This window comes from Ruminococcus albus AD2013 (assembly GCF_000526775.1).
Taxonomy (GTDB): Bacteria; Bacillota; Clostridia; order Oscillospirales; family Ruminococcaceae; genus Hominimerdicola; species Hominimerdicola alba_A.
The window spans coordinates 728,344-753,508 of the sequence record NZ_JAGS01000001.1 but is presented as its reverse complement, the minus strand read 5'-3'; the positions used below and the strand labels follow the sequence as shown (position 1 = coordinate 753,508).

At 43.6% G+C, this 25,165-nt stretch carries 28 protein-coding genes; 9 read left to right on the top strand and 19 right to left on the bottom strand.

Annotated elements, in window-relative coordinates:
- Positions 1–29: 29 nt before the first annotated feature.
- The 4 genes from pap to N773_RS0103265 all read right to left on the bottom strand — a co-directional run bounded on the left by pap (position 30) and on the right by N773_RS0103265 (position 3,648).
- On the bottom strand, positions 30–1,541 hold the full coding sequence (pap, locus tag N773_RS0103280; protein WP_024856436.1) for a polyphosphate:AMP phosphotransferase: 1,512 nt from the start codon (positions 1,539–1,541) through the stop codon (positions 30–32).
- A gap of 23 nt (positions 1,542–1,564) precedes the next feature.
- Positions 1,565–1,798 (bottom strand): hypothetical protein, encoded by a 234-nt coding sequence (locus tag N773_RS0103275; RefSeq protein WP_024856435.1) that lies wholly within the window; start codon positions 1,796–1,798, stop codon positions 1,565–1,567.
- A gap of 185 nt (positions 1,799–1,983) precedes the next feature.
- Positions 1,984–2,418 (bottom strand): GNAT family N-acetyltransferase, encoded by a 435-nt coding sequence (locus tag N773_RS0103270; protein WP_024856434.1) that lies wholly within the window; start codon positions 2,416–2,418, stop codon positions 1,984–1,986.
- Between the two features lie 207 nt (positions 2,419–2,625).
- Positions 2,626–3,648, bottom strand: a complete 1,023-nt coding sequence (locus N773_RS0103265) for a M15 family metallopeptidase (protein WP_024856433.1) — start codon at positions 3,646–3,648, stop codon at positions 2,626–2,628.
- 589 nt (positions 3,649–4,237) lie between these two features.
- On the opposite strand from N773_RS0103265, the gene lepA reads away from it, so the two are divergent.
- From lepA to N773_RS0103220, 9 genes are all read left to right on the top strand, one after another.
- The gene (gene lepA / locus N773_RS0103260) at positions 4,238–6,043 is read left to right on the top strand and encodes a translation elongation factor 4 (RefSeq protein WP_024856432.1); all 1,806 of its coding nucleotides are present in this window, start codon (positions 4,238–4,240) and stop codon (positions 6,041–6,043) included.
- Positions 6,044–6,058: 15 nt separating this feature from the next.
- Positions 6,059–6,499 carry a hypothetical protein gene (locus tag N773_RS0103255; protein ID WP_024856431.1) on the top strand — a complete coding sequence of 147 codons (441 nt, stop codon included), beginning with the start codon at positions 6,059–6,061 and terminating at the stop codon, positions 6,497–6,499.
- A gap of 62 nt (positions 6,500–6,561) precedes the next feature.
- Positions 6,562–7,035, top strand: a complete 474-nt coding sequence (locus N773_RS0103250; protein ID WP_024856430.1) for a hypothetical protein — start codon at positions 6,562–6,564, stop codon at positions 7,033–7,035.
- A complete protein-coding gene (gene hemW, locus N773_RS0103245; RefSeq protein ID WP_024856429.1) occupies positions 7,032–8,141 on the top strand; it encodes a radical SAM family heme chaperone HemW in 1,110 nt (369 codons plus the stop codon). The genes N773_RS0103250 and hemW overlap by 4 nt, the downstream gene beginning before the upstream one ends.
- 132 nt (positions 8,142–8,273) lie before the next feature.
- A complete protein-coding gene (locus N773_RS0103240; protein ID WP_024856428.1) occupies positions 8,274–9,272 on the top strand; it encodes an efflux RND transporter periplasmic adaptor subunit in 999 nt (332 codons plus the stop codon).
- A 222-nt stretch (positions 9,273–9,494) separates the two neighbouring features.
- On the top strand, positions 9,495–10,346 hold the full coding sequence (locus N773_RS0103235; protein WP_024856427.1) for a hypothetical protein: 852 nt from the start codon (positions 9,495–9,497) through the stop codon (positions 10,344–10,346).
- 101 nt (positions 10,347–10,447) lie between these two features.
- Positions 10,448–10,897, top strand: a complete 450-nt coding sequence (locus tag N773_RS0103230) for a GNAT family N-acetyltransferase (RefSeq protein WP_024856426.1) — start codon at positions 10,448–10,450, stop codon at positions 10,895–10,897.
- Between the two features lie 229 nt (positions 10,898–11,126).
- A complete protein-coding gene (locus N773_RS0103225; protein WP_024856425.1) occupies positions 11,127–12,236 on the top strand; it encodes a CobW family GTP-binding protein in 1,110 nt (369 codons plus the stop codon).
- Positions 12,237–12,238: 2 nt separating this feature from the next.
- Complete coding sequence (locus N773_RS0103220; RefSeq protein WP_024856424.1) at positions 12,239–13,186, top strand: TIGR03943 family putative permease subunit; 948 nt, start codon at positions 12,239–12,241, stop codon at positions 13,184–13,186.
- 113 nt (positions 13,187–13,299) lie between these two features.
- Here the strand turns inward: N773_RS0103220 and N773_RS0103215 are convergent, their stop codons facing one another.
- The 15 genes from N773_RS0103215 to N773_RS0103145 form a co-directional block, all read right to left on the bottom strand.
- Positions 13,300–14,610: an alpha-amylase family glycosyl hydrolase gene (locus N773_RS0103215; RefSeq protein WP_024856423.1), complete on the bottom strand. Its 1,311-nt coding sequence runs from the start codon at positions 14,608–14,610 to the stop codon at positions 13,300–13,302.
- 231 nt (positions 14,611–14,841) lie between these two features.
- On the bottom strand, positions 14,842–15,609 hold the full coding sequence (locus N773_RS0103210) for a hypothetical protein (protein WP_024856422.1): 768 nt from the start codon (positions 15,607–15,609) through the stop codon (positions 14,842–14,844).
- Positions 15,610–15,736: 127 nt separating this feature from the next.
- Entirely contained in the window at positions 15,737–16,075 is a 339-nt protein-coding gene (gene hisE / locus N773_RS0103205; protein WP_013498752.1) for a phosphoribosyl-ATP diphosphatase, read from the bottom strand.
- Positions 16,075–16,434: a phosphoribosyl-AMP cyclohydrolase gene (gene hisI / locus N773_RS0103200; protein WP_024856421.1), complete on the bottom strand. Its 360-nt coding sequence runs from the start codon at positions 16,432–16,434 to the stop codon at positions 16,075–16,077. The genes hisE and hisI overlap by 1 nt, the downstream gene beginning before the upstream one ends.
- Before the next feature lie 103 nt (positions 16,435–16,537).
- Positions 16,538–16,936 (bottom strand): GNAT family N-acetyltransferase, encoded by a 399-nt coding sequence (locus N773_RS0103195; RefSeq protein ID WP_043537759.1) that lies wholly within the window; start codon positions 16,934–16,936, stop codon positions 16,538–16,540.
- Between the two features lie 72 nt (positions 16,937–17,008).
- Positions 17,009–17,764 carry an imidazole glycerol phosphate synthase subunit HisF gene (gene hisF / locus N773_RS0103190; RefSeq protein WP_024856419.1) on the bottom strand — a complete coding sequence of 252 codons (756 nt, stop codon included), beginning with the start codon at positions 17,762–17,764 and terminating at the stop codon, positions 17,009–17,011.
- A gap of 24 nt (positions 17,765–17,788) precedes the next feature.
- Positions 17,789–18,271 (bottom strand): hypothetical protein, encoded by a 483-nt coding sequence (locus N773_RS0103185; RefSeq protein WP_024856418.1) that lies wholly within the window; start codon positions 18,269–18,271, stop codon positions 17,789–17,791.
- Between the two features lie 19 nt (positions 18,272–18,290).
- The gene (locus N773_RS0103180; RefSeq protein WP_024856417.1) at positions 18,291–19,082 is read right to left on the bottom strand and encodes a class I SAM-dependent methyltransferase; all 792 of its coding nucleotides are present in this window, start codon (positions 19,080–19,082) and stop codon (positions 18,291–18,293) included.
- A gap of 301 nt (positions 19,083–19,383) precedes the next feature.
- Positions 19,384–19,989: an imidazole glycerol phosphate synthase subunit HisH gene (gene hisH / locus N773_RS0103175; RefSeq protein WP_024856416.1), complete on the bottom strand. Its 606-nt coding sequence runs from the start codon at positions 19,987–19,989 to the stop codon at positions 19,384–19,386.
- Positions 19,989–20,567 (bottom strand): imidazoleglycerol-phosphate dehydratase HisB, encoded by a 579-nt coding sequence (gene hisB / locus N773_RS0103170; RefSeq protein ID WP_024856415.1) that lies wholly within the window; start codon positions 20,565–20,567, stop codon positions 19,989–19,991. The genes hisH and hisB overlap by 1 nt, the downstream gene beginning before the upstream one ends.
- A gap of 113 nt (positions 20,568–20,680) precedes the next feature.
- On the bottom strand, positions 20,681–21,382 hold the full coding sequence (locus N773_RS0103165; protein WP_024856414.1) for a polysaccharide deacetylase family protein: 702 nt from the start codon (positions 21,380–21,382) through the stop codon (positions 20,681–20,683).
- Positions 21,379–22,671 carry a histidinol dehydrogenase gene (gene hisD, locus N773_RS0103160; protein ID WP_196231596.1) on the bottom strand — a complete coding sequence of 431 codons (1,293 nt, stop codon included), beginning with the start codon at positions 22,669–22,671 and terminating at the stop codon, positions 21,379–21,381. The genes N773_RS0103165 and hisD overlap by 4 nt, the downstream gene beginning before the upstream one ends.
- 26 nt (positions 22,672–22,697) lie before the next feature.
- Positions 22,698–23,330: an ATP phosphoribosyltransferase gene (hisG, locus tag N773_RS0103155; RefSeq protein WP_013498764.1), complete on the bottom strand. Its 633-nt coding sequence runs from the start codon at positions 23,328–23,330 to the stop codon at positions 22,698–22,700.
- Between the two features lie 24 nt (positions 23,331–23,354).
- Positions 23,355–24,554: an ATP phosphoribosyltransferase regulatory subunit gene (gene hisZ, locus N773_RS0103150; protein ID WP_024856412.1), complete on the bottom strand. Its 1,200-nt coding sequence runs from the start codon at positions 24,552–24,554 to the stop codon at positions 23,355–23,357.
- 1 nt (position 24,555) lies between these two features.
- Entirely contained in the window at positions 24,556–25,164 is a 609-nt protein-coding gene (locus N773_RS0103145; RefSeq protein WP_024856411.1) for an alpha/beta hydrolase, read from the bottom strand.
- Position 25,165 lies beyond the last annotated feature (1 nt).

The window sequence follows — 25,165 nt, the reverse complement described above, 5'->3', positions numbered from 1 at the left end:
TGGCGGAAAAATTTTTTCCGCCAAAATTATTAGTGATCCAATTCAAGAAGTCTGTCCTCAAGGCGCTTGCATATTGTCTTTAGTGCCTTGATACGGGCATACTTTTTATCATTGCCCTCGATTATCGTCCAGGGGGCAAAATTTGTGGAGGTCAGCTCTACCATACGGTCAACAGCTTTTTCGTATTCGTCCCACTTTTCGCGGTTACGCCAGTCCTCCTCGGTAATTTTCCACTGTTTTGAAGGCGTTTCCTCACGCTCCTTAAAACGGCGGTACTGTTCTTCTTTATCGATGTTTATCCAGAATTTAATAACAACAGCACCCCATTCGGTCAGCTGATGTTCAAACTCATTTATCTCCTGATAAGCCATATCCACACGTTCCTGAGGTGTGAGCTTCTCTATTGGCTCCACCATAACTCTGCCGTACCATGTACGGTCGAATATGGTGAAATGACCGTCCTTTTCAAGCCTTGTCCAGAAACGCCACAGATAATGCCTTGCAAGCTCGGATGGCTCAGGTGCGGCTATTGGCTTCACCTCGTAACCTCTAGGGTCAAGAGCATTAGCCACACGCTTGATATTGCCGCCTTTTCCGCCTGCGTCCCAGCCCTCATAAGCAATTATAACAGGTATCTTTTTCTGGTAACAGCGGTTCTGTAACTCAAACAGGCGTGTCTGATATTTCTCCAACTTAGCAGCATACTCCTCATCAGTCAGTGACTTGTCCATTTTGACTTCCGAAAGCTTCTTGCACTTCGCCATTTTGAATTCTGATTTTTTGTAATCAATAACCGGAAATTCAGGTTTATCAATGAACTTCTCGCCGCTCTCAACAGCAGCACAAGCGCCCTTGATAGCATTCGTAACAGTCATCATTATTGAAAACTGCGCAGTAATCTTATCATTCGCCGCAATTATATGCCAGGGTGCAAATTCCGTATTGGTGCGCATCAAAGTCTTGTCATAGCGTTTGAAGAACTTCTCGTAATTCTCGTTGTTGATGATATCCTGCGGATTAACACGCCAGCGGGTTATCTCGGAACTTGAAAGCTTATGCAGGCGCTTTGTCTGTTCGTCTTTAGTGATATGCAAAAAGAATTTTATGATAAGATAGCCGTCGTCCGCCAGCTGACGTTCAAAGGTGTTTATATCCTCTATCCTGTCCTTGTACTGCGATTTGCTTATCTCATCATACATGAAAGCATTGACAGTATCCCTGTACCAGCTGCCATCCAGTATCAGAAATTCGCCTTTCTTGGGTAATCTCTGCCAGAAACGGTGAAGCCACGGCTTGCGAAGTTCAATCTCGTTCGGCGTGCGTATCGATTCAACATCATAGAAACGGGGGTCCATATACTTTATAAGCTTGGCTATCTGAGAACCCTTTCCGGCAGCAGACCAGCCGTCAATAGTTATTATAACAGGTATCCCGGCTGATTTTACAGCGTTCGCAAGGTCGATGAGCTCATTCCTCATGGAATTCAGCTCATTCATTGCCTCGGCTTTTCCTGTCTTACGTTGTTCGATGGTCTCAAGCATTGATATTCGCCCCTTTGTATTGTTTATTCCTGGTTTCCTGAAAGTTTCATTATGTCCCTGTCATAGATCATGTCGGGTCTTACAAAAGTCTTGGATTCGGTCCAGCCAAACATTCTGCAAAGCAATTCGATAAAGTTATCGTTCTCTCTGTCATGAAGATCCTCAGCCCTGGCAAGCTGTTCTTTTACTTCTGAAAAATGCCTTGTCTTTCCGACAAGCTGGGTATCTGCCTTGTAATACTCGATCTCAAGAATCATAACTTAGTCCTCCTATCGTTTCAAGCCAATATTTGAACATATTTAAGCACAGCCTTCTGCCGTGCATGATACCTTTAAGAAAATCGCTATACAGTAAATAACCAAAGTAACTTTGCCCGAACTATTCAATTATTTATGAAGACACAAACAGCCCTCACATACAGTGACATTTTTTAAAATATGATCTACAGCCAGCTTATAAAAGCTGTTTTATCATTTTTATTATACCCTGCTCTCTCATAAAATCTAAGTGTACTTTCCTTTTTTGATCCTGTGAGAAGCATGATCTTATAGCAGTTTTCGCGTACTGCAATATCCCTTGCAAAGTCAAGACAAGCAGTCGCAAAACCTCTGCAGCGATACTTTTCATCGGTGATGACATTCTCAATGAACGCATATGGCCGCTGCCCATGGGTCAGATTTGGTACTATCACGCATACACAGGAAGATACGATCTTTCCGTCTTCCTCACAAACGATGACATGATGATCGGGGTCAGCGAGGACACGCTCCCAAATCGCCATAACACGTTCATCTTTTTTTGGAAAAGGATTGTCATGCAGCTGCACATAAAGCTTCATAAGACCTTCAAAATCAGCGTCCGCAATCTCTCTTACCAAGTCTTCACCCCACAGTTAGTTATGATTTCATCATCTATATACTATATATTATACCTAATTATATCATTAAAGTATATTGGCATTTTATATAAAAAATCATCAGAAATTTTGTTAACGTGAAATTAATTAGTGAATAGGCATTTTAATGTCCTTTGCTATCAAAAAAAGACACCTCTGAAATATGACAGAGATGTCCGACTTGATTTTTTACTTATAATAAGAATTTATACCCAGAAATTCTTCAAGGCACAGTCCCGAATCCGTTACCTGACGGGCAAGGTCTTTGCCAAGATACCTTATGTGCCATGGCTCGTACATAAAGCCCGTGACAGCCTCCTTGCCATCGGGATATCTGATAATGAAGCCGTAATCAGCACAGTGTTGTTCTATCCACTGCGCCTCGGGCGTACCCTCAAAGCTTCTGCTGGCACTGTTCAGATCCATAGCAAGACCTGTCTGATGCTCGGAGAATCCTGCTCTAGCAGAGAATCTGTCAACCTCATCCTGACTGCCACGTGTATTTACATAGCCCCAGTAAAGCTGATCCTGATACCAATAGCTTCTGTAACCCGAAACAATAAAGAGATTGATGCCGTCATTCCAAGCAGCTGCCTGCATCTCATTGAACGCCATCTGAACTTCAGGGTCAATTCCAGAACCGTAATTTTGGGGAAGAGAATATGATTTATTAGCTATAAGTATACCACCGACATATGTAACGCCGCCTACATTCTCTATCTTGTAACCATTTGCGCTTACCTGCTCACCGCCATCATTGTTCTGGGTATTCTCCGTGACATCGGTTCCCTGATCGTTCTGATAATCATTCACGACATTATCCAGACTCTGAGGCAGAACTTCGTTGCCCACGGGCTGACCGTTTGTATAAGGGTCTTCTTCCTGAATATTGATCTGAGTGAGCGTCTGACCCGACCTGGGAGATTCACCACCCAAAATAATAGTGCCTGCATTTGAACTTTCGCTCTCCGTCATGGGAGAATCAAGTACAGGGGCTTCAGTCTGACTGGGAACAGTTTCTTCTGCGGGAACTTCCTCACCCATGTCTTCTGTTTCCTGCACTCGGGTCTCTACTACTATAAGAGGAACTTTAGTCTCGTCCTTGGCCTGGACCGAGGAACCGTTGACTACGTCCTTTTCGTCAAAACTGCCGCAACCTGCAAGCATCAGAGCAAGCACACAGCTGACAGCTGACATTTTTATTTTATCCATTATATAGCCTTCTTTTTTATTCATCGATAATTACAGTTACTTACAATACGATATATTAATTATACCATTTTTTCAGGCTTATTTCAATGGTCATTGTTCACTACGCTTTTATGTTAATATCCTGATATATGTATGATTCCCACAAAGAAAAATGGCCAATTAAAGTTCATCAAAAAGCGCCATTTTACGCACTTTTGGGTGTTTTTTAGGATAGCTTCCGTGTAGTGTACAAAATTATGAACGGTTAAATATTATTGAAAAATAACACAATATCACTTATCGACCTGTTTATTTTCGCATCATTTTCATTGAATAATAACATAGGCTGAAAAGCCTTATTATCGGAGTTTTCGTGTTTTATCAACTATAAATCAAACCATCATCGGGAATCTCGTCATTACTTACAAACAAACTAAAAATCTGTCGCATCAAAAGCCTGACTATCGGTCATTAATTTTCCTTTGTAAGCTTCGACCAAAACTGTTTATTTTCGAGAAACTTCATCATTTCCCCTATACTTGACATACATCACCAAATATGGTAAAATAATTTAGAATGGATTATTATGCCATAAGAAAGGAATGTACTTATGACCCCAAAGGATAAAATACGTAATTTCTGCATAATTGCACATATAGACCACGGCAAGTCCACTCTCGCTGACCGTATTCTCGAACTCACCGAGACTGTTGAACTCCGTGAGATGGAAGATCAGCTGTTGGATAATATGGATATCGAGCGTGAGCGCGGTATCACCATCAAAGCGAGAGCTGTCCGCCTGACTTATCACGCTGATGACGGTGAGGATTATTACTTCAATCTCATCGACACCCCCGGTCACGTTGACTTCAACTATGAGGTCAGCCGTTCTCTTGCTGCCTGCGAAGGCGCTGTGCTTATCGTGGACGCTTCTCAGGGCATCGAGGCTCAGACTCTTGCGAACACTTATCTCGCAATAGAGCATGACCTTGAAGTTCTTCCTGTTATCAATAAGATAGACCTACCCTCCGCAGACCCTGACCGTGCCTGCAATGAGGTCGAGAATGTCATCGGTATACCTGCCATGGACGCTCCTCGTATCTCTGCGAAAATGGGCACCAACATAAAGGAAGTGCTGGAGCGCATCGTCACTGATATTCCCTCTCCCAAAGGTGATGATGATGCACCCCTGAAAGCGCTGATATTCGACAGCTACTATGATTCCTACAAGGGTGTTATAATCTATGTTCGTGTTATGGAGGGGCATATCAAGGCGGGTGACACTATACGTCTTATCGCTGCAAAGGCTGAATTCCAGACCGTTGAAGTCGGCTATATGGGCGCAAAAGACTTAGTACCCGTGGGCGAACTCCACGCAGGAGAAGTTGGTTACATCACCGCTTCCATCAAGGATATCGGTGATACCCGTGTTGGTGATACCGTAACCAATGCTGAAAACCCCTGTGCTGAATCTCTGCCCGGATATAAAAAAGTCAATCCAATGGTGTTCAGCGGTATCTATCCCGCTGACGGTGCTAAGTACGGCGACCTCCGTGATGCGCTGGAAAAGCTGATGCTGAACGATGCTTCCCTTTCATTTGAACCCGAGACCTCCATCGCGCTGGGCTTTGGCTTCCGCTGCGGTTTCCTCGGACTTCTCCACATGGAGATAATTCAGGAACGTCTAGAACGAGAGTATAACCTTGACCTCATCACAACAGCACCATCGGTTATATATAAGGTCACAATGACCAACGGCGAGACAAAGTATATCGATAACCCCACCAATTTCCCTGACCCGGGTACTATCTCTTCTGCGGAAGAACCTGTGGTCAACGCCCACATCTATACACCATCGGAGTTCGTGGGCAATATAATGGAACTTTGTCAGGACAGACGAGGAACCTTCGTGGATATGCAGTACATCGACGAAAACCGTGTTGACCTTCACTATGTCCTTCCCCTTAATGAGATAGTATATGACTTCTTCGATGCTTTGAAATCCCGCACAAGGGGCTATGCTTCTTTCGATTATGAACTCAAGGGTTATGAACCCTCAAAACTTGTAAAGCTTGACGTTCTGCTTAACGGCGAGATAGTCGATGCGCTGTCCTTCATCGTGCATGAGGAAAAGGCTTATGCACGCGGCAGAAGACTCACCGAAAAACTGAAAGAGAATATTCCACGTCAGATGTTTGAAGTGCCTGTACAAGCCGCCATAGGCGGAAAGATAATCGCCCGTGAAACCATAAAAGCACTGCGTAAAGACGTTCTTGCAAAGTGCTACGGCGGTGATATAACTCGTAAAAAGAAACTGCTAGAAAAGCAGAAAGAAGGTAAAAAGAGAATGCGTCAGCTGGGTACTGTATCTGTACCTCAGGAAGCTTTCATGAGCGTACTGAAGCTGGACGACTAAAGGAGGAACGGCATCATGGAAGCGCTTATCGTATTAGTGATAATCACTGTTCTGTTGTTGATACTGGGCGTTTCTGCTGAGGTTCTGATAATAGGCTTCCTTGGATTATTAGGCTTGATGATGGGAGCACTGTTCCTGTTTTTTGCTTATTGCATAATACGAATGACACAGAGCAGAAAATGTATAGGAAAGGTAGGAAAGGTGGATATTAACCCAAAATACGGGTTCAGCACACCTGTTTATGAGATCGACGGCGAGAATTACGAAAATGTATTTCCCTGTGAGGTCATAATGAAAAAACAGCTCTACTACGAGGGTCGTGAGTGCAAACTTCTGCTTGATAAAAAGCGCAGTAAGGTATTTGACGGAAATGCAAGGATAAGCTCCATAGTCGGCATACTTCTGAGTGCCGTTTCCTTTGTTATGATCCTCAGCTACATGATGGAAATACTTTAAAAGACATCAACAAATGTAAAGTATATTATATTGACATAAATAAAGAACAAAAGAGGGATAATATGCCGGATCTGAGAAGATCAATGAAGCTCGCAATATGCTTCGGACTTATAGGGGCTGTTTTACTGCCCGTTTTATATGAGATTTACGCCAACATATCTACAACAGTCGGACTGTTTTTCGTAGTATGCTGGGTATTATTCGCAGGTGTCAAGTTTTCTGCACTTACATTTAAAGAAGCTCTGATCGGAATAACCTGCAACATAGCATACAGCGGTGTATTAGGATTCATCTGTGCATTGGCGATACACCCCGCAGCCATGAAACTGCTTATCAGCAGATCGGTTTATTTCCAGCTTGGACTGAAAGAAAAGCTGATGTTTGTGACAATCTGCTTTTTCTTGTTCATGGGAATGTACCTTCTGTGGGTAATAAGATTCGCACTGCGTAAAGTAATGGAAAAATTCAGAAGTAACCGCGAGATGGCGGGTTCATACATTGAAAACGCCTTTAATGACGAGGAGGACGGAAAGTGACGGGTATATACGTCCATGTGCCTTTCTGCCTCAGAAAATGCCCGTATTGCAGCTTTTACTCAAAGCCGTTCGACGCGGATACCGCATCGAAGTATGTGGATGCCGTTTGCCGAAACATCGTAGTATACAGCGGCAAAGGTATAAATGCCGATACGCTCTATTTCGGCGGAGGTACTCCATCCCTGCTGAATGCGGAACAGATAAACCGTATCATCGGCGAAGCAAGGAAAGTATTTTCACTTGACAACGTTGAAATAACCCTTGAAGCAAATCCATGTTCGGTCAATGAAGAGAAACTCCGCGGATACCATAAAGCAGGAGTGAACAGGATATCTTTTGGAATACAGTCCACCGATGATAACAGGCTTGGTTTTCTGGGACGTCTTCACGATTTCAAGACGGCAGTAAAAGCCGTTGAAACTGCTAATACTATCGGATTTGAGAACATATCTGCCGACATAATGCTTGGCGCCGCAGGTGAAACTTGTGATAGTCTTAAAAAGACAATAGATACCCTTTGTGATCTGCCTGTCAAGCATATCTCCGCTTATATGCTGAAGATAGAGGAAGGTACCGCTTTCAATAATGACAAGATAAAATCCTTGACAGCGGATGATGATCTTATGAGTGAACTATATCTCACAGCTGTGGAACGGCTTGATCTGCATGGGTTCAAACAGTATGAGATATCAAATTTCTGTAAAGATGGATATGAGTCACGTCATAACAACAAGTACTGGACAGGTGAGGATTATCTTGGATTTGGACCTGCTGCGCACTCCTTCTTCGGTGGTGTAAGATACTGCTGCCCTCCCGATACCGATGCTTTTACAAATGCACCTGTACAGCCTCGTGAAGTCACCGAACAGTCGGTAAACAAGGGTGAAGAATACATTCTTCTGGGGCTCAGGCTCTGCAAAGGCATATCACTTGACATAGTTAAAAGCTACTTCGGTCAGCCTGCCGCAGAACGTTTATATTCTCTGGCGCAGGAATTTTCAAAACACGGTCTTGTCAAACTTAAAGGCGATAATATAAGCCTGACAACGCAGGGATTTCTGCTTTCAAATGGGATAATATCCCAGTTTATTGACATCGTCGAGTGACAAGTATAACAAAAATATAATGCCATCGTTGTGCAGTGTGATGAATTTCAGCTATGCAGTTGTAAAACATGGTTAATGATGCTATAATTATTAAGTTAAGATGTTTGTTTTCTCTGTATGAAAGGTAATTCTATGGATAATTCAAAACGCTTTGTGATACTTGCGATATGTGTTGTAACTGCAATATTTTCAGGCTGCGGCAAGAAAAATAAGCAGGACGAGATCGCAGTGCCTATACTTGAAACAAAATCGGTTAATTACAAGACCGTGAATGCCGAGATACGTGATATTTCGCAAAAATATGAACAGCCCGGTATCTACAGCTACCCTTACTCTAAAAAGGTAAGATTTGATGTTTCGGGACAGATAAAGTCTATCGAAATTGAAGCGCCCTGCGAAGTCAAAAAAGGGCAGCTGCTGTGTACACTGTATACCGACGACCTGGAAGAAGAGATCGAAAAGGAAAAGATCAGACTCGATCAGGTCAAATCAACAGTTGATACTCTTTATGAGAATAATGCCGATGCAAACCAGATACTAATGGCACAGTACGACGTTCAGATCGAACAGATTCGCTACGACAGAATGGTGGCAAGTCTTGATGATTATAACGTCTATGCGCCTTGTGACGGCGATTTTACCATAGAACAGCAAGGCTGGAACGCATACAATGTCAACAGTCCTGTAAACGAAGGTGCGGTATTCGGTTACGCAACGGACAAAAACGAGAAGTACCTCTGTGTCGAAGTTTTCGACAACAAGCTTTCAAACGTTAATTTCGGTACGACTGTTAAGCTCGAGCAGGGTACGTCGTCCTCTACGGGTACGGTAACAGATATCGTCTTCAAGGACAGCGGAGATTACTCAAAGTACACTTATGTTATCTCCCCCGATAATCCAGATGAGCTAATGGATTTCGGCGACATCAATGTTGTGTTTGATATCTATTCGCGGCTTGACAGTGTTGTTATCCCTAAAAAGGCAGTAAAAGAGCTGAGCGGCAGGACATACGTCAATCTTCTGATAGATGGTGTCAAGGTCGAACAGGACGTTGAACTCGGCATCGAAGACAACGGTGATGTCGAGATAGTATCCGGGCTGAGCGGTGATGAACAGATCATTATTAACTGAGGAAGTTCACACTGCGCTTAATTAGTTTAAGCTTATGCAAAGTTACGAATTTTTATAAATCACTTGATTTTTTTTAAGAATTGGTGTAAAATAATATAGTGTGGTGTCAAGAAAAATATCCGATCACAAAGCAAATACTGTTACTTAGGTATTCATCACCGTGATTGGTCATACAGACACCTATTCAGACTGCAAAACGATAGCTGGGAGGCATTTGGTAAGATGAAAGAGCTTTTATCAAATATCTGGGTCAAGAGAGCAGTCGGCGTATTCAATCTGGTATATTTTGCCGTAATTGGTCTGCTGACATATGCTACATTTGTTTATGACCTGGAATTTACTGAAGGACAGGAACAATCCTTCTTTACTGTGTATGTTGCGGCGAGCGTGATTTTCCTGCTGCTGATGATCTATTCGCGTGATGTAATAGTCACTAAGATAATAAGTGTGGTACTACCGTTTATAGTATTCTTTCTGCTTTTATTCAATATGTATGACTGGATACTTGTAATACCGCCGCTCGTTATCGGTGTAGTAATGTTTTTTGTGGCGTGTACACATGAGACTGTAAAGGTCGTTATGGGAACTATATATCTTCTCATCTATGTACTCGGACTTGTTGCTTTCTTCGTATTCAAGCTATTGTTCGGCGGTACATCAACACTTACAGAACTCAATGCAAATCTTGACCGCAACAGCCCTGTATATTCAATCTACAAGAACGAATTCACCAAGATATGCGATGTTACCCGTGATGACAATGTACTTTCCCCTGATGGCAAGTACAGGATAATCATTTACGATGTACAGAACAGCGACAAGGGCGGCGTAAACATCTGCGTTGTTCCTAACGGTCAGGACGTTTCACTGAGATTCTTTACACTTAAACAGAAGGGTGTTAAGAAGACTATCTCAAACAAGGGTATCAGAGGAACTGTCCCCGATGTTGGCTGGACTAAGGAAGACGGCACACTGTACGTTTCTTACAGACTTTCATCCGAATCTGAGTTGAAAAAGACTTCAGTAACAGTAATGCCTAAAAAGCAATATCTGGAATTCCTTGGTATTTCGTAATTACCGAAAGGCAAACTTCCTGCTGTAATGATATATGATCGAGCCATAGTATTTGATAATAATGCTATGGCTTTTCTGTTTAGATAAATGAGGATGAACCTATGAAGATAATCAGCTTTTATAAAAATGACAGACAGCAGCACTGGCTGGAAGAGATAGAAAAATGCAGCTGGAGAGCCGGGAAATATCTGCATGAGATACTTACTAACGGTACTTTTTATGATCTTACAGGTGCAGACTCTGAACTTCTTCTGCTGACGGAGGGTGATGATCTTGTATCCTTCTGCACTTTTGCTGAAAGAGATGAGATAGCATCAAGGGAGTATTCTCCTTGGGTGGGATTCGTCTATACTTTCCCAAAATACCGAGGACACAGGTACATGGGATTGTTGTTTGAGAAGATAGAAAATCTGGCAAAGGAACAAAATATCAATTCAGTTTATGTATCAACAGACCAGATCGGTCTTTACGAAAAATACGGATTTGAGTACATAAAAGATATGGAAACCATTTACGGCGATATATCCAGGGTATATGTAAAGCTCTTATAATAATGACATAATATTTTTTCACCCCCCGAAGCACAGCTGAAACTTCGGGGGTGTTTTCATATTTGAATGTCATCTAGATGGTTAAAATAGACACTATCAAATTGAGAGTAGCTCTCATTTTGTAGAAAACGCAGAATCTCTTGTGAAATCATTGACAAACCCGCACCTTTAGAATATAATTATAAACCGTAACGATATTGATCGTCAAATCACTATTAAGAGGTGCAATATGAATAACAAAAAAATACCCGTAATTCTTATAACAGGCTATCTCGGTTCAGGAAAGACCACACTTATGCAGAATCTTCTAAAACAGGAAAAGCGCAATATTGCTCTTATCGTAAATGATATGGGCAGTGTTAATATAGATGCGGCTATACTGAACAAGAACCGCGACCGTGTTTCATCTGTCGAGATGGTTGAATTGCAGGACGGCTGTATATGCTGTTCTCTGCGCGATGAATTTATTGCCGAGATCGAGCGTATATCAAAGCTTCCCGATATCGAGGCTGTTTTCGTTGAGGCATCGGGCATCAGCGAGCCCTCAAATATTGCCGCTTCATTTGTGATCTACACCGAGGATAATCCCGATACAAACGTTTATCTGAGCTCGGTAGTATCCGTAGTTGATGCAGACAGGATATACCGTGAATTTCTTCGTGAACTTACTATGGAGAACGATACCGATGAGGGCGATATCATCAATCTTATCATCGACCAGATCGAATTCTGTGACCTTGTTATACTTAACAAGACAGACCTTCTCTGCCCTCATCAGATAGAAGAAGTTACAAAGGCTATACGCGATATACAGTCAGAAGCAGAGATATTACCGTGTATAAACAGCGAAGTCGATACAAACAAGATACTCCACGGAAAGGAATTTGATTATCATTCAGTGCTTGCATCATCTTCGATACAGCGTGCCCTTAACACTAATGAACCAACCGCAAAGGAAGCCTGCATGGACGAATACGGTATAACCTCATTTGTATATGAGGAGACCCGCCCATTTGACCGCGAAAAATTTATGGAATTTGTTGACCGCTATCCCACCGAACTTATTCGTACCAAAGGCTATGTATGGTTTGCAGATGATGATGTGCATATCCAGCTTTTTGAACAGGCAGGCCGAAACGCAAGCGTAACAGAGCTCAATGAATGGCTGGCTTCCTGCCCCAAGGAAGAGATAGATGCTATCATGGAGGCATATCCCGATATCAAAGACGACTGGGACGACACCTACGGCGACCGCATCAATCAGCTTGTTTTTATCGGTAAGGGGTATAAGAAAGCTGATATTCTTTCAAAGCTTAACGCCTGCCTGGCTACCGCCTGATAATGAGCAGAAAGAAATTACCTGTCTATCTTTTTCTGGGTCCGCTTGAAAGCGGAAAGACTAATTTTATAGAGAAGATCGTTTCCAACGATAAATTTGGCTTGGACAAAAACATACTGATACTTGTATGTGAAGAAGGCGAAACTGAATATGACCTTTCAAAGTTCGGAGATAAAAATATTACGCTCCATATTATTGATGATATCGACGAACTTAATGCAAAGTCACTCGATGATATAGCCGTAACGAAAGATATTGATATAGTCGTTATTGAGTACAACGGTATGTGGCATATGAACAGTCTTATTGCGAATATGCCTGAAAACTGGGGCGTATATGAAAGCGTTTTCCTTGCTGATGCTTCGGTTTTTGAAATATATTTTCAGAACATGAAAAGCATTATCATCGACAAACTGAACGTCAGCGATACTGTGATATTCAACCGATATGAGAACATCGCAGAAATCAATGACCTTCACCGCATAGTCAGGAGTGTCAACAGGCGATGCAAAATTTTCTACTGCGATGACAGCGGTGTTATGAATCCCGATAATTTGAAAGACCCACTCCCCTTTGATATCGATGCAGAAACGATCATGATCAAAGATGAAGACTATGCCATCTGGTACAACGATATCATGAACGAAGCTGCCAAATATCAAGGAAAGACGGTCAGATTCAAAGCACTGATAAATTCCAGACCTGAACTTCCGAAAAATGTTTTTGCCATCGGACGGTACATCATGACCTGCTGTGAAGCTGATATGGAGTTCTGTTGGCTGCTGTCATTGTACAACAGGTATTACCCTTTGGAAGGCGAAAAATGGGTATCAGTAACGGCTGATGTTTCGGTTCAGAACTATGAAAAGCAGAATTTAGATGTTCCTGTACTGAAAATAACCGATCTATACGAATGTGAGCCACCAAAAGAACCTATCGCGACTTTTTAAATAACACCAAAGGCTGTACAGGATACATCCCGTACAGCCTTGTGTATTGTTGTATTATTTTGCTATAATCTGTATACGACTGCATACGAAAGTATACGAACGTATACCAAAGCTTACCTCTCCATTTTCCAAACTTCCACGGAATAGGGCTTCAATTCACTGCCGCCGCCAAAATCGTGAACCGTACCACTGATAAGCTCCTCAGCCTGTCCGCATCTCGCATCGAAATGAGCAGTATAGGGCTGGTCATCAGCATTGATAGCAATGAGGATACGCTCACCCTCATATTCACGCTCGATGATACACTGTCTGTTAGTCAGCACAGGTATATTTATACTGCCGTAGCTGAGGCACTTATACTCAGTGCGGATATGAGCAAGTTTCGCGATAAGGTCGGTAAGGTCGTTCCACTCGGGCTTTTCAAATGACACCCTGAGAGCGGGGTCGCCGTCCTTTTTATCAGCCTTGGTACCCCATTCAGAGCCGTAGTAAACACATGGTATACCCGGCATACCAAACAACAGTCCGTATATCAGCGGCAGATGGTTATCATTAGTGAGTATGCTTGCCACACGGCTTACATCATGATTATCAACGAACGACAGCAGATGCTTTCCGCGGTATCTGCACCAGCCCTCACTGCCGAACTGATTTTTCAGAGAATGGCATATCTCAAACATATTCATGCTGTTGAAGCTTGAATACAGTCCCTTGTAACACTCATAGTTGGTACAGCTATGAAGCATCTCATCGTTGACCCAGCGTGCATAATCGCCGTGAAGAAGTTCGCCTATCAGGACGAAGTCTTCCTTGACCCAGTTTGCGTGCTGACGCAGCCTTTTTAGGAAATCAAAGTCAAGGCAGTAAGCAACATCAAGACGCAGACCGTCTATATCAAATTCTTTTACCCACTGTGTAACGCACTCCAGTATATGGTCAACAACCGCGGGATTTCTGAGATTGAGCTTTACAAGGTCGAAATGACCTTCCCAGCCCTCATACCAAAGACCGTCGTTGTAGTTGCTGTTTCCGCCGAAGTTTATCTGGAACCAATCCTTGTAAGGCGAATTTTCGCGGTTTTTAAGAACATCCTGAAAAGCCCAGAAACCTCTGCCCACATGATTGAAAACGCCGTCGATAACGACCTTTATGCCTGCCGCGTGAAGTTCTTTAACGACCTTTGCAAAGTCTTCGTTAGTACCCAGACGGCAGTCTATCTTACGGTAATCACGGGTATTGTAGCCATGTGTATCCGAATCGAACACAGGTGAAAAATAAATGGCATTTGCGCCAAGTTTGCTGATGTGAGGTATCCAGTCGATGACTTTCAGGATACGGCTTTCTTCGACACCATCATTTTCAAACGGCGCTCCGCAGAAACCCAGTGGATAGATCTGATAAAAAACGCTTTCATAAGCCCACATGATTTTTTCTCTCCTTTTTATGGTTTGTTTTATTTGACTTATTCATTATACCATGTTTATATAAAAATTGCTATACTCATTTTACTACAATATTTTCAACATAATTATGCAGTTTATACAACGTCTGGTTAATTATTTCCAATAGCTTACACGGTTATAACAATTATCAAATATAATAATCATTAAAAGCGCTTCCGCCGAAGCACGGCAGAAGCGCCTTTCGTGGTTATATCAGCTTTCCTTTTGCTGAAAGATATCGTTGTTTCTCATACAGCATGAAGGATCGATCCCCCTAGGAAAAAACTCATTGGTAGGAAAATCTATCTGCTCAAACATCTCGCAGGGGGTACTGCTTGTGGATGTACACTCCTTGCCGGGTACACAGTAATCGTAAACAGGTATCATCAGAGGTACTGCGCGGGCAAGGGATATAATCGCAAATAGTCCGATGGTTACAAGCACGCTGCGCTCCCCTGTTTCTGGGTCTGCGGCTGTGAGTCTGGTATCAAGACACATGGGTTCAACAAGGCTGACAGATGCGGTGGGAAGTGTACAAAGGGACTTGCAGCAAGCGCAACCGCTTGTAGGTGCCTCCTGCTGGGTCACAAGACCGCTGTCGGAAACAAACCTCTGTGTACCGCCGTCACTGCCGTAGAGTATCACTTTTTTGGTGAACAGGGCATTTCCGTATATCACCACAGGCGGAGTGTTCTCGCCGTTGAATACTTCTATCTGTCCGCGGAAATTATAGGTAACATCAACCGAATAGAATCCCTGATTGAATGCCACAGGACTTATGGCAAAATTGATGTCCGTAACATCTATAGACTGTGTTTTGATGTATGCCGCATCGTTCAGCGTTTCCTGATCCTCTTCAGTGAAACTGAATTCCACGTCCTCCAGACAATCCTGTGCACTGCACGAATCATATATCCGCATAGCGTCGATGCAGACGGCTTCTTTGAAGCTTCCGTTAGGTCTGTTGATGGTTTCGCTCATGTGAATACCTCCCGAATAAGATTATGAAGTTTTCTGCTTCTCTACATCATATTCGGAATAAAGTAAAAGTGTGCCAAAAAGCGGCAGAAAAGAATTCTGCCGCTTTGGATATGTATTTCTTCGGATATCAGGTATTCTTGTCAACTGTCTTGAACTGCTTGAGATTACCGATCTTCTCATTTCTCTCATCGAGTACCTTTTCAACGTCAGCCCAGTCAAGACCCTGATTTACAGCCAGCACCATTACGTGATACAGCAGATCGTTGATCTCATTCATGAGTTCAGCGTTGTCGCCGTTTTTTGCAGCAATGATTGTCTCAGCTGCTTCCTCGCCGACTTTTTTGCAGATCTTGTCAACGCCCTGCTGATACAGATAGCAGGTGTAGCTCTTCTCGGGTGCTTCGCCCTTGTCAAACTGTTCTTTTCTTGCCTTCAGTACCTCAAATATCTCCTGATAAACTGTCATTATTTTTCCTCCTCATTTTCATTGTACATTTCCTTAAAGAAGCAGCTGTAGGAACCTGTATGACAGGCAACTCCCGTCTGCTCAACATTTACAAGCAGTGTATCATCATCACAGTCGCCGTAAATGGATATCACCTTTTGCAGATGTCCGCTGGTCGCGCCCTTGTTCCAGTACTCCTGTCTTGATCTGCTCCAGAACCATGTGTAGCCTGTTTCCAGTGTCTTTTTCAGGCTCTCCTTGTTCATGTATGCCAGCATGAGCACGGTCTTTGTGTTGACCTCGTAGCATATCGCAGGTATAAGCTCGCTCTTGACAAAATACTTGTCGAGATCATTTAAATCTACTTTGATCTTTCCCATGATCTATCCTCCGTTATGATCTGTTATTTATATAGTATACCAAAACAGCTCACAGGAATGAGCTATTTTGGAAAACCAATTTTTCCGATATACGTTTGCTGAATTAAAGCTTTGTGATTATCATAGGAAGTGCAGTGTCGTCCTCTTTCAGGAAACCGCATTTCTCATAAAAACCTGTCTTGTCTTTATAAGCAATTATCACTATGCTCAGATACTCCCTGTAATGCTCTTTTATACGCCTTACAAGTTCAGCACCGATACCCATACCCTGATACTTCGGGTCTATCAGAAGAAAATGAACATATGCCGTCATAATGCCGTCGTCCATTGCACATATCAGACCTACAAGCTCATCATTTTCCCATGCACTGTAAACGGTATGGTAACCTCGCATAGCTTTAACAAGCTTTTCGGGATACTTTCCCGATTCCCAATTTACGGATAGAAACAATCTTTCAAGCTGATGCGCTGTGAACTTGTGGGTATCCTTGTATACTATCATTATACACCAACCTTTAGGGGGCTGTCAACTTTTCTTACGCAGTCAGAATCAAAGATACTTTTGCTCATGATATCACCTTACGATGATACCCTTGCAGCGGCAGTCTTCCTTTACCTGACCAACTGTTAATTCGTGGAAATGGAACAAACTTGCGGCAAGTGCAGCGGAGCAATCGGTTTTGAGAAAAGCTTCTGCAAAATCGCCAAGCTTTCCCGCACCGCCCGAAGCGATAACGGGTATCTTTACAGCGTCAACTACGGCTTTCAGCATGGGCAGGTCAAATCCTCCACGCACACCGTCGGTATCTATGGAGTTCAGGCATATCTCACCTGCACCAAGCTGTTCGCACTTCTTGACCCAGTCGATAAGGTCTATTTTCATGTCGATACGTCCGCCGTTTATGAAAACTGTCCATTTATTTTCTCCGATAGCCTTTGCATCTACACCAACGCATATACACTGGCTTCCGAAGATATCAGCGCCGTCTTTGATAAGCTGAGGATTCTGTACAGCCTGTGAATTTACAGATACCTTGTCAGCACCTGCACGCAGGGTCTCACGGATATCGTCAACTGTCTTTATACCGCCGCCGACGGTCAGGGGGACAAATACCTTTTTCGCGGTATTGCGTACTACGTCAAGCATGACTCCCCTGCCCTCGTGGGACGCGGTTATATCATAAAATACAATTTCGTCAGCACCCTGTTTGTTGTATTCCAGAGCACACTCAACAGGGTCTCCGACCTCTTTTATACCCTCAAAATTTACGCCCTTTACTACCTTGCCGTCACGGACATCAAGGCAGGGTATTATCCTTTTTGCAAGCATATTTTTACCTCCATATCGGTAATATCATGTATATCTCTCATAGTCCTCGTCAAGGCAGTCGAGCTCGTCCGCCTCTTTAGCGTACCGCCATTTCATACCCTCTGCAATTACGAAAGAGGTATAGCTCTCGTTCAGCGAAAACTTTTTGATCACAAATTCGTATTCGGGAGAAAATCTGCCGCCGTCAGTCCAGACGATAAGGCTGTCACACCTGTTCTTTCCGTACAGATCATCACGGAATTCCAATGTGCAATCCCAGATATCAGTAGGCTTCATTATCGAGCAGTACTTTACTCCCGTAAACAGCATTTCTATCCTGTCCACCCACTGACTGTCTACCGTCAGCAGCAACGTAGTGCCGTTGTAAGGAAAATGCATAGCTTTCTTCTCATCACAGTAAACACCGCTTATGTAATTAGCTGATACTACGGCAGAATCATGCATACACTTTGTTTCATTCAAGAAATTTTCTATATCATCCTGAGAAACTATCTTCCGCCAAGCCATAAAACGCCCTCCTCGAAGATCACTTTTTCTTCAGAACAACATAAGCCGCATAGTGCATTATATCGAACTCCTGCGGATACGCGGCGAGCATAGCGAGATGCTCCTTCTCCCATTCTGACTTCTGTTCCTCGGTAAGAGAAGATGCGCCGATACCGCGGCAGGCTCTTATCCTGCCGTTCCAGCTTTCTCTTGTAAAATGTACGGGCAGAAGAAATTCTCCGCTTGCTTCAACATCAAAATATTCAAGATAGGCTGCGGGAACAGCTATGGGCTTCATGGTATCGCCCTTGCCTGACCACTCGGGATTATATTTAAGGACGAGTTCCTCGGTCTTTCCTGCTATCTCATCTTCAAAAGGCAGCCAGTTCATCATCAGAAAAGCTACCTTTCCGCCCTCATTAAGCAGTTTTGCGAACTGAGGCGCTGTCTTTTCGTGTTCAAAATACCAATAGCACTGACAAGCGGTCAGGACGTCGAATCTGCTATCGATGTCACCCAGCTTTTCGGCAGGACAAGCAAAGAAAGCTATATCCATACAACTATTTTCGGATAACAGCTTAGCCTGCACTATCTGTTCCTCGGAAATGTCGGTACCTGTCCAGTATGCACCAAATCTGTACATATTTCTAGGAAGAACCCCAGTGCCTGTGCCAATATCAAGAACTTTCTGTCCCTTGATACCGAGACCAAGCTCTACCAGTTTTTTATAGAATTCCTCGGGGTAGATATCGCGGTACTTTGCGTAATCCGCAGATGCTTTTCCCCAGTCGAATTTATTTCCGTTATCTATGTTTGTTCTGCTTATCTCCATTGTACAACCTCAAAATTCATCGTCGTTCTGCATTAAAACTCATATGTGATCTCATGCAGATATATGATTTTTCATTTAATCGAGACATATTTCTGCAATAGTTGTACAAAAACGTACAACTTTTTGGCAAAAAAGCCTGATAGTAGAAAGCCTTGTGCGCACGATGGCAGGCTGACCGCGAATGACCGCAGAGGCAGTCTGAGATAAGGTGGTCCGGTTCGGCAAACGTGGACGTGTCATACTGTACAGGCTCCAGCATCTTGAAAATCGAATACTATTTATATATAGCCAAAAATGTCTGTCAGACCAGTTCAGCAAAATTCTTCAGTATCTTCAGACCTGTTTCACCGCTCTTTTCTGGGTGGAACTGACAGCCGTAAACAAAGCCGTTATCCCCCACTACAGCGGGTACTTTAGAACCGTACTCGCTGTACGCATAGAGGTTATCTTCGTTCTCACAGAAAGCCTTGTAGCTGTGAACGAAGTAAACATACTCATCTCTGCCAAGACCTTTGAAAATAGGTACCTGCTTATTGTATTCAAGCTTGTTCCAGCCCATATGAGGTATAACAAGCCCCGGGTCGGTCATCAGATCGACATGACCCTTTATAAGTCCAAGACCATCGCACTCTTCAAATTCGTAGCTCTTATCAAAAAGCAGCTGCATACCCAGGCATATACCAAGAAAAGGCTTTACCTTAGCCTGTTCCTTTATAGTATCCACAAGTCCGCTGTTTTTCAGCATATTCATCGCCCAGGGAAAAGCGCCGACACCCGGCAGGATTATCTCATCAGCCGCGATGAGGTCTTCCTTTTTATCAGTCAGCTTGCTCTCGACACCAAGATGGTCAAGCGCATTTTTAACGGAGAAAATATTTCCCGCACCGTAATCAATTATAGCGATCATCACAACACCCCTTTTGTAGAAAGAACACCTTTGCCAGTCTCGACCATAGCGTCCTTTAATGCATGAGCCACAGCCTTGAACATGGCTTCGATAATATGGTGGTCATTATTTCCGTATTCCTCTTTAACGTGGAGAGTTATGCCCGCATTGAAAGCAAAGGCACGGAAAAACTCTTCGGTAAGGCAGTTGTCATACTGTCCGCAGCGATCATCATGAAATTCTGCCTTGAACACAAGGAAAGGTCTGCCGCTTATATCAAGTGAACAGAAACTGAGTGCTTCGTCCATTGGAACATAAGCTGAACCGTATCTGGCGATACCGCCCTTATCTCCCAGTGCTTCGGCAAAAGCCTTGCCTATGCATATGCCTGTATCCTCCACCGAGTGATGAGCGTCAACATAGAGGTCGCCCTCGCACTTTACTTTCAGGTCGATGCCGCTGTGTACGCCGAAAGCTGTAAGCATATGGTCAAAAAAACCTATGCCTGTATCTATCTCGACTTTTCCGCTGCCGTCAAGGTCTACAAATACCTCGATATCAGTCTCGCGGGTCTTTCTTTTAATCTCAGCTTTTCTCATAATAACCGCCTTCCATTACCAAATATCATGATCTTAAAGGGCTTCACACCTGAACACACACTGTTCACGATCATCTTAAACGCCTGAACGGCGTGCTAAAGGAATTCCTGCATTTATATATGTATAAAATTCGGTTCAACGAACTCGACACCATTTTCAAGCAGTTTGTCAATAAACAGCTTGTAGTATCCCGGTACAAGTTCCTCTGTTTCGTCATGGGCGTGCAGAAGTATGATATGATTTCCGCCGTCTTTGAGGATTGCCGCACCGGATTCGGGAGCCGGATCATTCACACGCTTCCATACATCGTCAATGGTAAAATCATTCCCACGTCGGATATTATACTCTGCGAAGTCAAATGTCCAGAAAGTGTCGATATCCCTGTCAAGACCTTCTTCTTTCCACCAGGGGTAGGTTATAGTCCTGTCATCAAGCTTATCAAAGCCTTTTTCTGCAAGATATGTCTGAAAAGCTTCCTTGTTATCGCCGCCCTTGTCGCCGTAAGGAAAACGGAACGGTCTGATCTTTCTTTCAACACCTGCATCTTTATACAGCTTGTCCAGAAGTTTTTCGCACTTTTCTATCTCGGAAACACCCTGCTCAAATGTCAGCTTTGAGAAATTCGGATGTGAAAAACTGTGATTTCCGACTATAATACCCTTTTTCAGCGCATAGACAGCATTATCATAGTTTTTCTCTACCATTTCGCCCCATGCGAACATCACAACTCTTATCCCCTTATCGCAGAGATAATCTACGATAGCAGGCGTATTCTTTGATGCGATGTCATCTATGGTAAGAATTGCTTTTATCATTCAAATCTCACCTTTATTGCATTAGCGTGTGCAGTAAGTCCCTCTTTTTCAGCCACAAGAACTATATCGTCCTTAGCCTGACGAAGTGCTTCCTCGGTATAGTAGATGAAGCTTGAACGCTTTTCAAAGCTGTTTACACCCAGAGGCGAGAAAAATCTTGCTGTGCCGCTGGTAGGAAGAACGTGGTTGGGTCCTGCATAGTAGTCACCAAGAGGCTCGGAAGCATACTGACCAAGGAATATAGAACCTGCATTGTCAAGTCTGCCAACGTATTCCAGAGGGTTATCAAACAGAACTTCAAGGTGCTCTGGAGCGCATCTGTTAGCCATATCAACAGCTTCGTCCTTGGTATTGCAGATGATTATTGCACCATAGTTCTCCAGAGAGTACTTTATGATGTCTTTTCTTTCAAGATAAGCCATCTGGCGCTCAACCTCGGCGATAGTAGCATCAGCAAGCTTTTCGCTGGTGGTTACCAGTATTGAAGAAGCAAGCTTGTCGTGCTCAGCCTGTGACATGAGGTCTGCCGCAACGAACTTGGGGTCTGCTGTTTCGTCAGCCATAACAAGTATCTCGCTGGGACCTGCTACCATGTCGATATCTACTACGCCGTAAAGCAGCTTCTTTGCTGTTGCAACGTAGATGTTTCCGGGGCCTACTATCTTATCCACCTTTGGTATCTCCTCGGTGCCGTAAGCCAGTGCCGCGATAGCCTGTGCGCCGCCTGACATGAATACTCTGTCAACACCGCAGAGACCTGCTGCTACGAGTATATCCTTATTGGGTGTACCGTCCTTCAAGGGAGGTGTCACCATGATTATTTCCTTAACACCTGCTATCTTTGCGGGGATAGCGTTCATCAGTACAGATGAAGGATAAGCTGCCGTGCCGCCGGGTACATAAAGACCAACCTTATCAAGACCTCTTACCTTCTGACCGAGTATACAGCCGTCAGCCTTTGTATTAACAAAGCTGCGTGACTTCTGTCTGTTGTGGAAGTCTGTTATATTCTCAATAGAATTCAGCAGAGCGTTTACAAAATCGGGGTCTGCTTCTGTAAGTGCATCGTTTATTACGTCGCGGGGAACCTCGTAATACTCGGGGAGCTTGCCGTCAAACTTCTCGGTATAAGCCTTAACAGCAGCGTCGCCGCCCTTTCTTACTGTATCTATTATCTCATTTACAACGGCAGATACTTTCTTGTCGGTCTCGCCGCTTCTCTCTTCAAGCTGCTTGAAAAACTCGACTTCGTCCTTGCCGTTTACATATATCTTCTTTATCAGTGACATTTGTACATCCTCCTTAAAACCTGTTATCACAGATTTTTCTCAACCAGAGAAACAAAGTTCTCTATCTCGCTCTGGCGCATCTTCATGCTGACTGTATTCACGATAAGTCTTGCGGATATGGGGCAGATGTTGTCCTCGATTATCTCAAGACCATTCTCTTTAAGTGTAGTACCTGTCTCGACGATATCAACTATACCGTCAGCCAGTTCAAGCAGTGGTGCAAGTTCAACAGAACCCTCTATCTTGATTATATCAACGTCCATGCCCTTGCTCTCAAAATGCTTGCGGGTGATGTTGGGGTACTTGGTCGCAAGAGTCTTGACATTGTATCCGCCGTAGAAGCTCTGACCCTTTTTGGTGGCAAGTGCGAAACGGCATCTGCCGAAGCCCAGGTCTATCAGCTCATAGAACTTGCCTTCCATCTCCTGTATTGTATCCTTGCCCACAACGCCCATATCGCAGACGCCGTGTTCAACGTATGTAATTACATCATTGGCTTTTGCAAGCACAACTTCAAGGTTGCCGTCAGGCACGGGAAGTATCAGCTTTCTGCCCTTTTCTCTGATAGAAGTACAGTCGTAACCTATCTTCTCCAGCAGTCCAACAGTATCCTTTTCAAGTCTGCCCTTTGTAAGAGCTATCCTCAAAGGTTTATTCATTTTTCTAACTCCTCTCAAATGCTCTTATATATTGTTTTCGGTGATATCCTCACCTACGGTGATAACTTTCTTTATGCCCTTGCTCTTTGCATACTCAACTGTCTCTTCGTAAGAATTGAACAGCGAATGTTCAAGCTTGCAGCCCTCACGTACCAGCTTCTGAGCATAAGACATAGCCTCAACAACATAGCCCTTTTCGCCGAAGATAACAGCGTCAACAGGCTTGCCTGCGGGATTTGCTCCGATGCGCTCCAGATGCAGTGCTACGGAATCAACATTCACACCGAAGCCAACAGCGGGAAGCTCCTTGCCGAAAGAACCGATAAGGTTATCATATCTTCCGCCTTTGAGTACTGACTGTCCGACCTCAGAAAGATAACCCTTGAATACGATGCCTGTATAGTAATCGGTATGGCTTACGATACCGAGGTCAACTGATATCTTGCCCTCGTAGCCAAGGCTTGAAAGGCGGTTAAAGACTTTTCTCAGGTTGTAGAGTATCCCTGTTATCTTATCGTTTGCATAGATATCGCTTGCCTTGTCAAGAACTTCGATACCACCGAAAAGGCTGGGCAGCTGTTTCAGTGCACGTGTGATCTCATTATCGCCTATCTCATCCAGCAGGTCATTGAGTGCGGGGAAATTCTTGGAGGAAATGAGCAGCCTTATCTCCTCGATAACGTCCTCGTCAACATTCAGCTGAGCAACAAGTTCCTTAAAATAGCCGATATGACCTATCTCAAGTCGGAAATTATCCTTGTCAAAGCTTGCAAGTGCTTCAACAGCGGTGCAGAGAACTTCAAGGTCTGCACGCTTTACGTTATCGCCGCCGATAAGCTCGATACCTGCCTGAACAACTTCATCGGAACGTCCTTTCAGCAGAGCATTGTTTGAGAAAACACTCTGGTTGTAATAAAGTCTCAGAGGTGAATCTGCTTCTTTAAGTCTTGTTGCCGCAAGTCTCGCTATCGGTATAGTGGAATCGGGACGAAGAACTATAAGTCTGCCCTTGGAATCTGTCAGCTTGTAAAGGCTCTCCTGTCTGAAATTTCTGGTGCTTCCGCTGAAAGCGTCATAAAATTCAATACCGGGAGTAACTACTTCACTGTAACCGAAGCCCTCAAAAAGTGCTGCTAAGGTCTTCTCCACTTCGCGCCTTGCAAGGCAGTCTTCAAACAAAAGGTCTCTGGTGCCCTCGGGGGTTATAAGATCATATCTTTTCATACTATCTTTCCTTTATAATGATTTTAATTGTTTCGTCTATAAAAGCCATCTGTTCATCGGTGTGGAACCAATGCTCGCCGCCCCTCATTATGCTGAGTTCGGCGGAAATTTTTTCTGCAAAAGCCTTGACCGTATCATAAGAAGTAAGGTCATCGCCGTCGCCGTAAATTATATGAGTGGGGATATCCCACTTTATCGGGTGTTTGCGCACATAGCAGAGATAATCCCATGAAAGGGTCTCGCCGAATTTTGTGGGAATCTCTTTCCTTGTGGAAAGTTCCTGCTCGGTAATATTCTCCCACTTCATCATATCAGTTATCAGATTTTCCATGTCCACTATCGGAGATATGAAAAATGCCTGCGATAATTTTTTATCGTAAAGCGAAGCCATCGAAAAATAAGCGCCTATACTATTGGCTATCAGTATAACTTCGTCACAGTTTTTAGTCTGCGCCTCAAAGTAAGCAGTAAATTCTTTCTCTGCTTCCCACGGAGTCTGCGACTTATAATCGAAGCCCACAACATCATAATCCGTAAAAAGAGGTTTATAATGCACAGCTTCATCGGCACTGCCGCCTTTGCCGTGGATATATATAACTAACTTATTCATT

Excerpts from the sequence above, each read along its gene's own strand:
- pap (WP_024856436.1), bottom strand. The coding sequence starts at position 1,541 with ATGCTTGAGACCATCGAACAACGTAAGACAGGAAAAGCCGAGGCAATG.
- N773_RS0103275 (WP_024856435.1), bottom strand. The coding sequence starts at position 1,798 with ATGATTCTTGAGATCGAGTATTACAAGGCAGATACCCAGCTTGTCGGA.
- N773_RS0103265 (WP_024856433.1), bottom strand. The coding sequence starts at position 3,648 with ATGGATAAAATAAAAATGTCAGCTGTCAGCTGTGTGCTTGCTCTGATG.
- lepA (WP_024856432.1), top strand. The coding sequence starts at position 4,238 with ATGACCCCAAAGGATAAAATACGTAATTTCTGCATAATTGCACATATA.
- N773_RS0103255 (WP_024856431.1), top strand. The coding sequence starts at position 6,059 with ATGGAAGCGCTTATCGTATTAGTGATAATCACTGTTCTGTTGTTGATA.
- N773_RS0103250 (WP_024856430.1), top strand. The coding sequence starts at position 6,562 with ATGCCGGATCTGAGAAGATCAATGAAGCTCGCAATATGCTTCGGACTT.
- N773_RS0103240 (WP_024856428.1), top strand. The coding sequence starts at position 8,274 with ATGGATAATTCAAAACGCTTTGTGATACTTGCGATATGTGTTGTAACT.
- N773_RS0103235 (WP_024856427.1), top strand. The coding sequence starts at position 9,495 with ATGAAAGAGCTTTTATCAAATATCTGGGTCAAGAGAGCAGTCGGCGTA.
- N773_RS0103230 (WP_024856426.1), top strand. The coding sequence starts at position 10,448 with ATGAAGATAATCAGCTTTTATAAAAATGACAGACAGCAGCACTGGCTG.
- N773_RS0103225 (WP_024856425.1), top strand. The coding sequence starts at position 11,127 with ATGAATAACAAAAAAATACCCGTAATTCTTATAACAGGCTATCTCGGT.
- N773_RS0103220 (WP_024856424.1), top strand. The coding sequence starts at position 12,239 with ATGAGCAGAAAGAAATTACCTGTCTATCTTTTTCTGGGTCCGCTTGAA.
- N773_RS0103215 (WP_024856423.1), bottom strand. The coding sequence starts at position 14,610 with ATGTGGGCTTATGAAAGCGTTTTTTATCAGATCTATCCACTGGGTTTC.
- N773_RS0103210 (WP_024856422.1), bottom strand. The coding sequence starts at position 15,609 with ATGAGCGAAACCATCAACAGACCTAACGGAAGCTTCAAAGAAGCCGTC.
- hisE (WP_013498752.1), bottom strand. The coding sequence starts at position 16,075 with ATGACAGTTTATCAGGAGATATTTGAGGTACTGAAGGCAAGAAAAGAA.
- hisI (WP_024856421.1), bottom strand. The coding sequence starts at position 16,434 with ATGGGAAAGATCAAAGTAGATTTAAATGATCTCGACAAGTATTTTGTC.
- N773_RS0103195 (WP_043537759.1), bottom strand. The coding sequence starts at position 16,936 with ATGATAGTATACAAGGATACCCACAAGTTCACAGCGCATCAGCTTGAA.
- hisF (WP_024856419.1), bottom strand. The coding sequence starts at position 17,764 with ATGCTTGCAAAAAGGATAATACCCTGCCTTGATGTCCGTGACGGCAAG.
- N773_RS0103185 (WP_024856418.1), bottom strand. The coding sequence starts at position 18,271 with ATGGCTTGGCGGAAGATAGTTTCTCAGGATGATATAGAAAATTTCTTG.
- N773_RS0103180 (WP_024856417.1), bottom strand. The coding sequence starts at position 19,082 with ATGGAGATAAGCAGAACAAACATAGATAACGGAAATAAATTCGACTGG.
- hisH (WP_024856416.1), bottom strand. The coding sequence starts at position 19,989 with ATGATCGCTATAATTGATTACGGTGCGGGAAATATTTTCTCCGTTAAA.
- hisB (WP_024856415.1), bottom strand. The coding sequence starts at position 20,567 with ATGAGAAAAGCTGAGATTAAAAGAAAGACCCGCGAGACTGATATCGAG.
- N773_RS0103165 (WP_024856414.1), bottom strand. The coding sequence starts at position 21,382 with ATGATAAAAGCAATTCTTACCATAGATGACATCGCATCAAAGAATACG.
- hisD (WP_196231596.1), bottom strand. The coding sequence starts at position 22,671 with ATGTCACTGATAAAGAAGATATATGTAAACGGCAAGGACGAAGTCGAG.
- hisG (WP_013498764.1), bottom strand. The coding sequence starts at position 23,330 with ATGAATAAACCTTTGAGGATAGCTCTTACAAAGGGCAGACTTGAAAAG.
- hisZ (WP_024856412.1), bottom strand. The coding sequence starts at position 24,554 with ATGAAAAGATATGATCTTATAACCCCCGAGGGCACCAGAGACCTTTTG.
- N773_RS0103145 (WP_024856411.1), bottom strand. The coding sequence starts at position 25,164 with ATGAATAAGTTAGTTATATATATCCACGGCAAAGGCGGCAGTGCCGAT.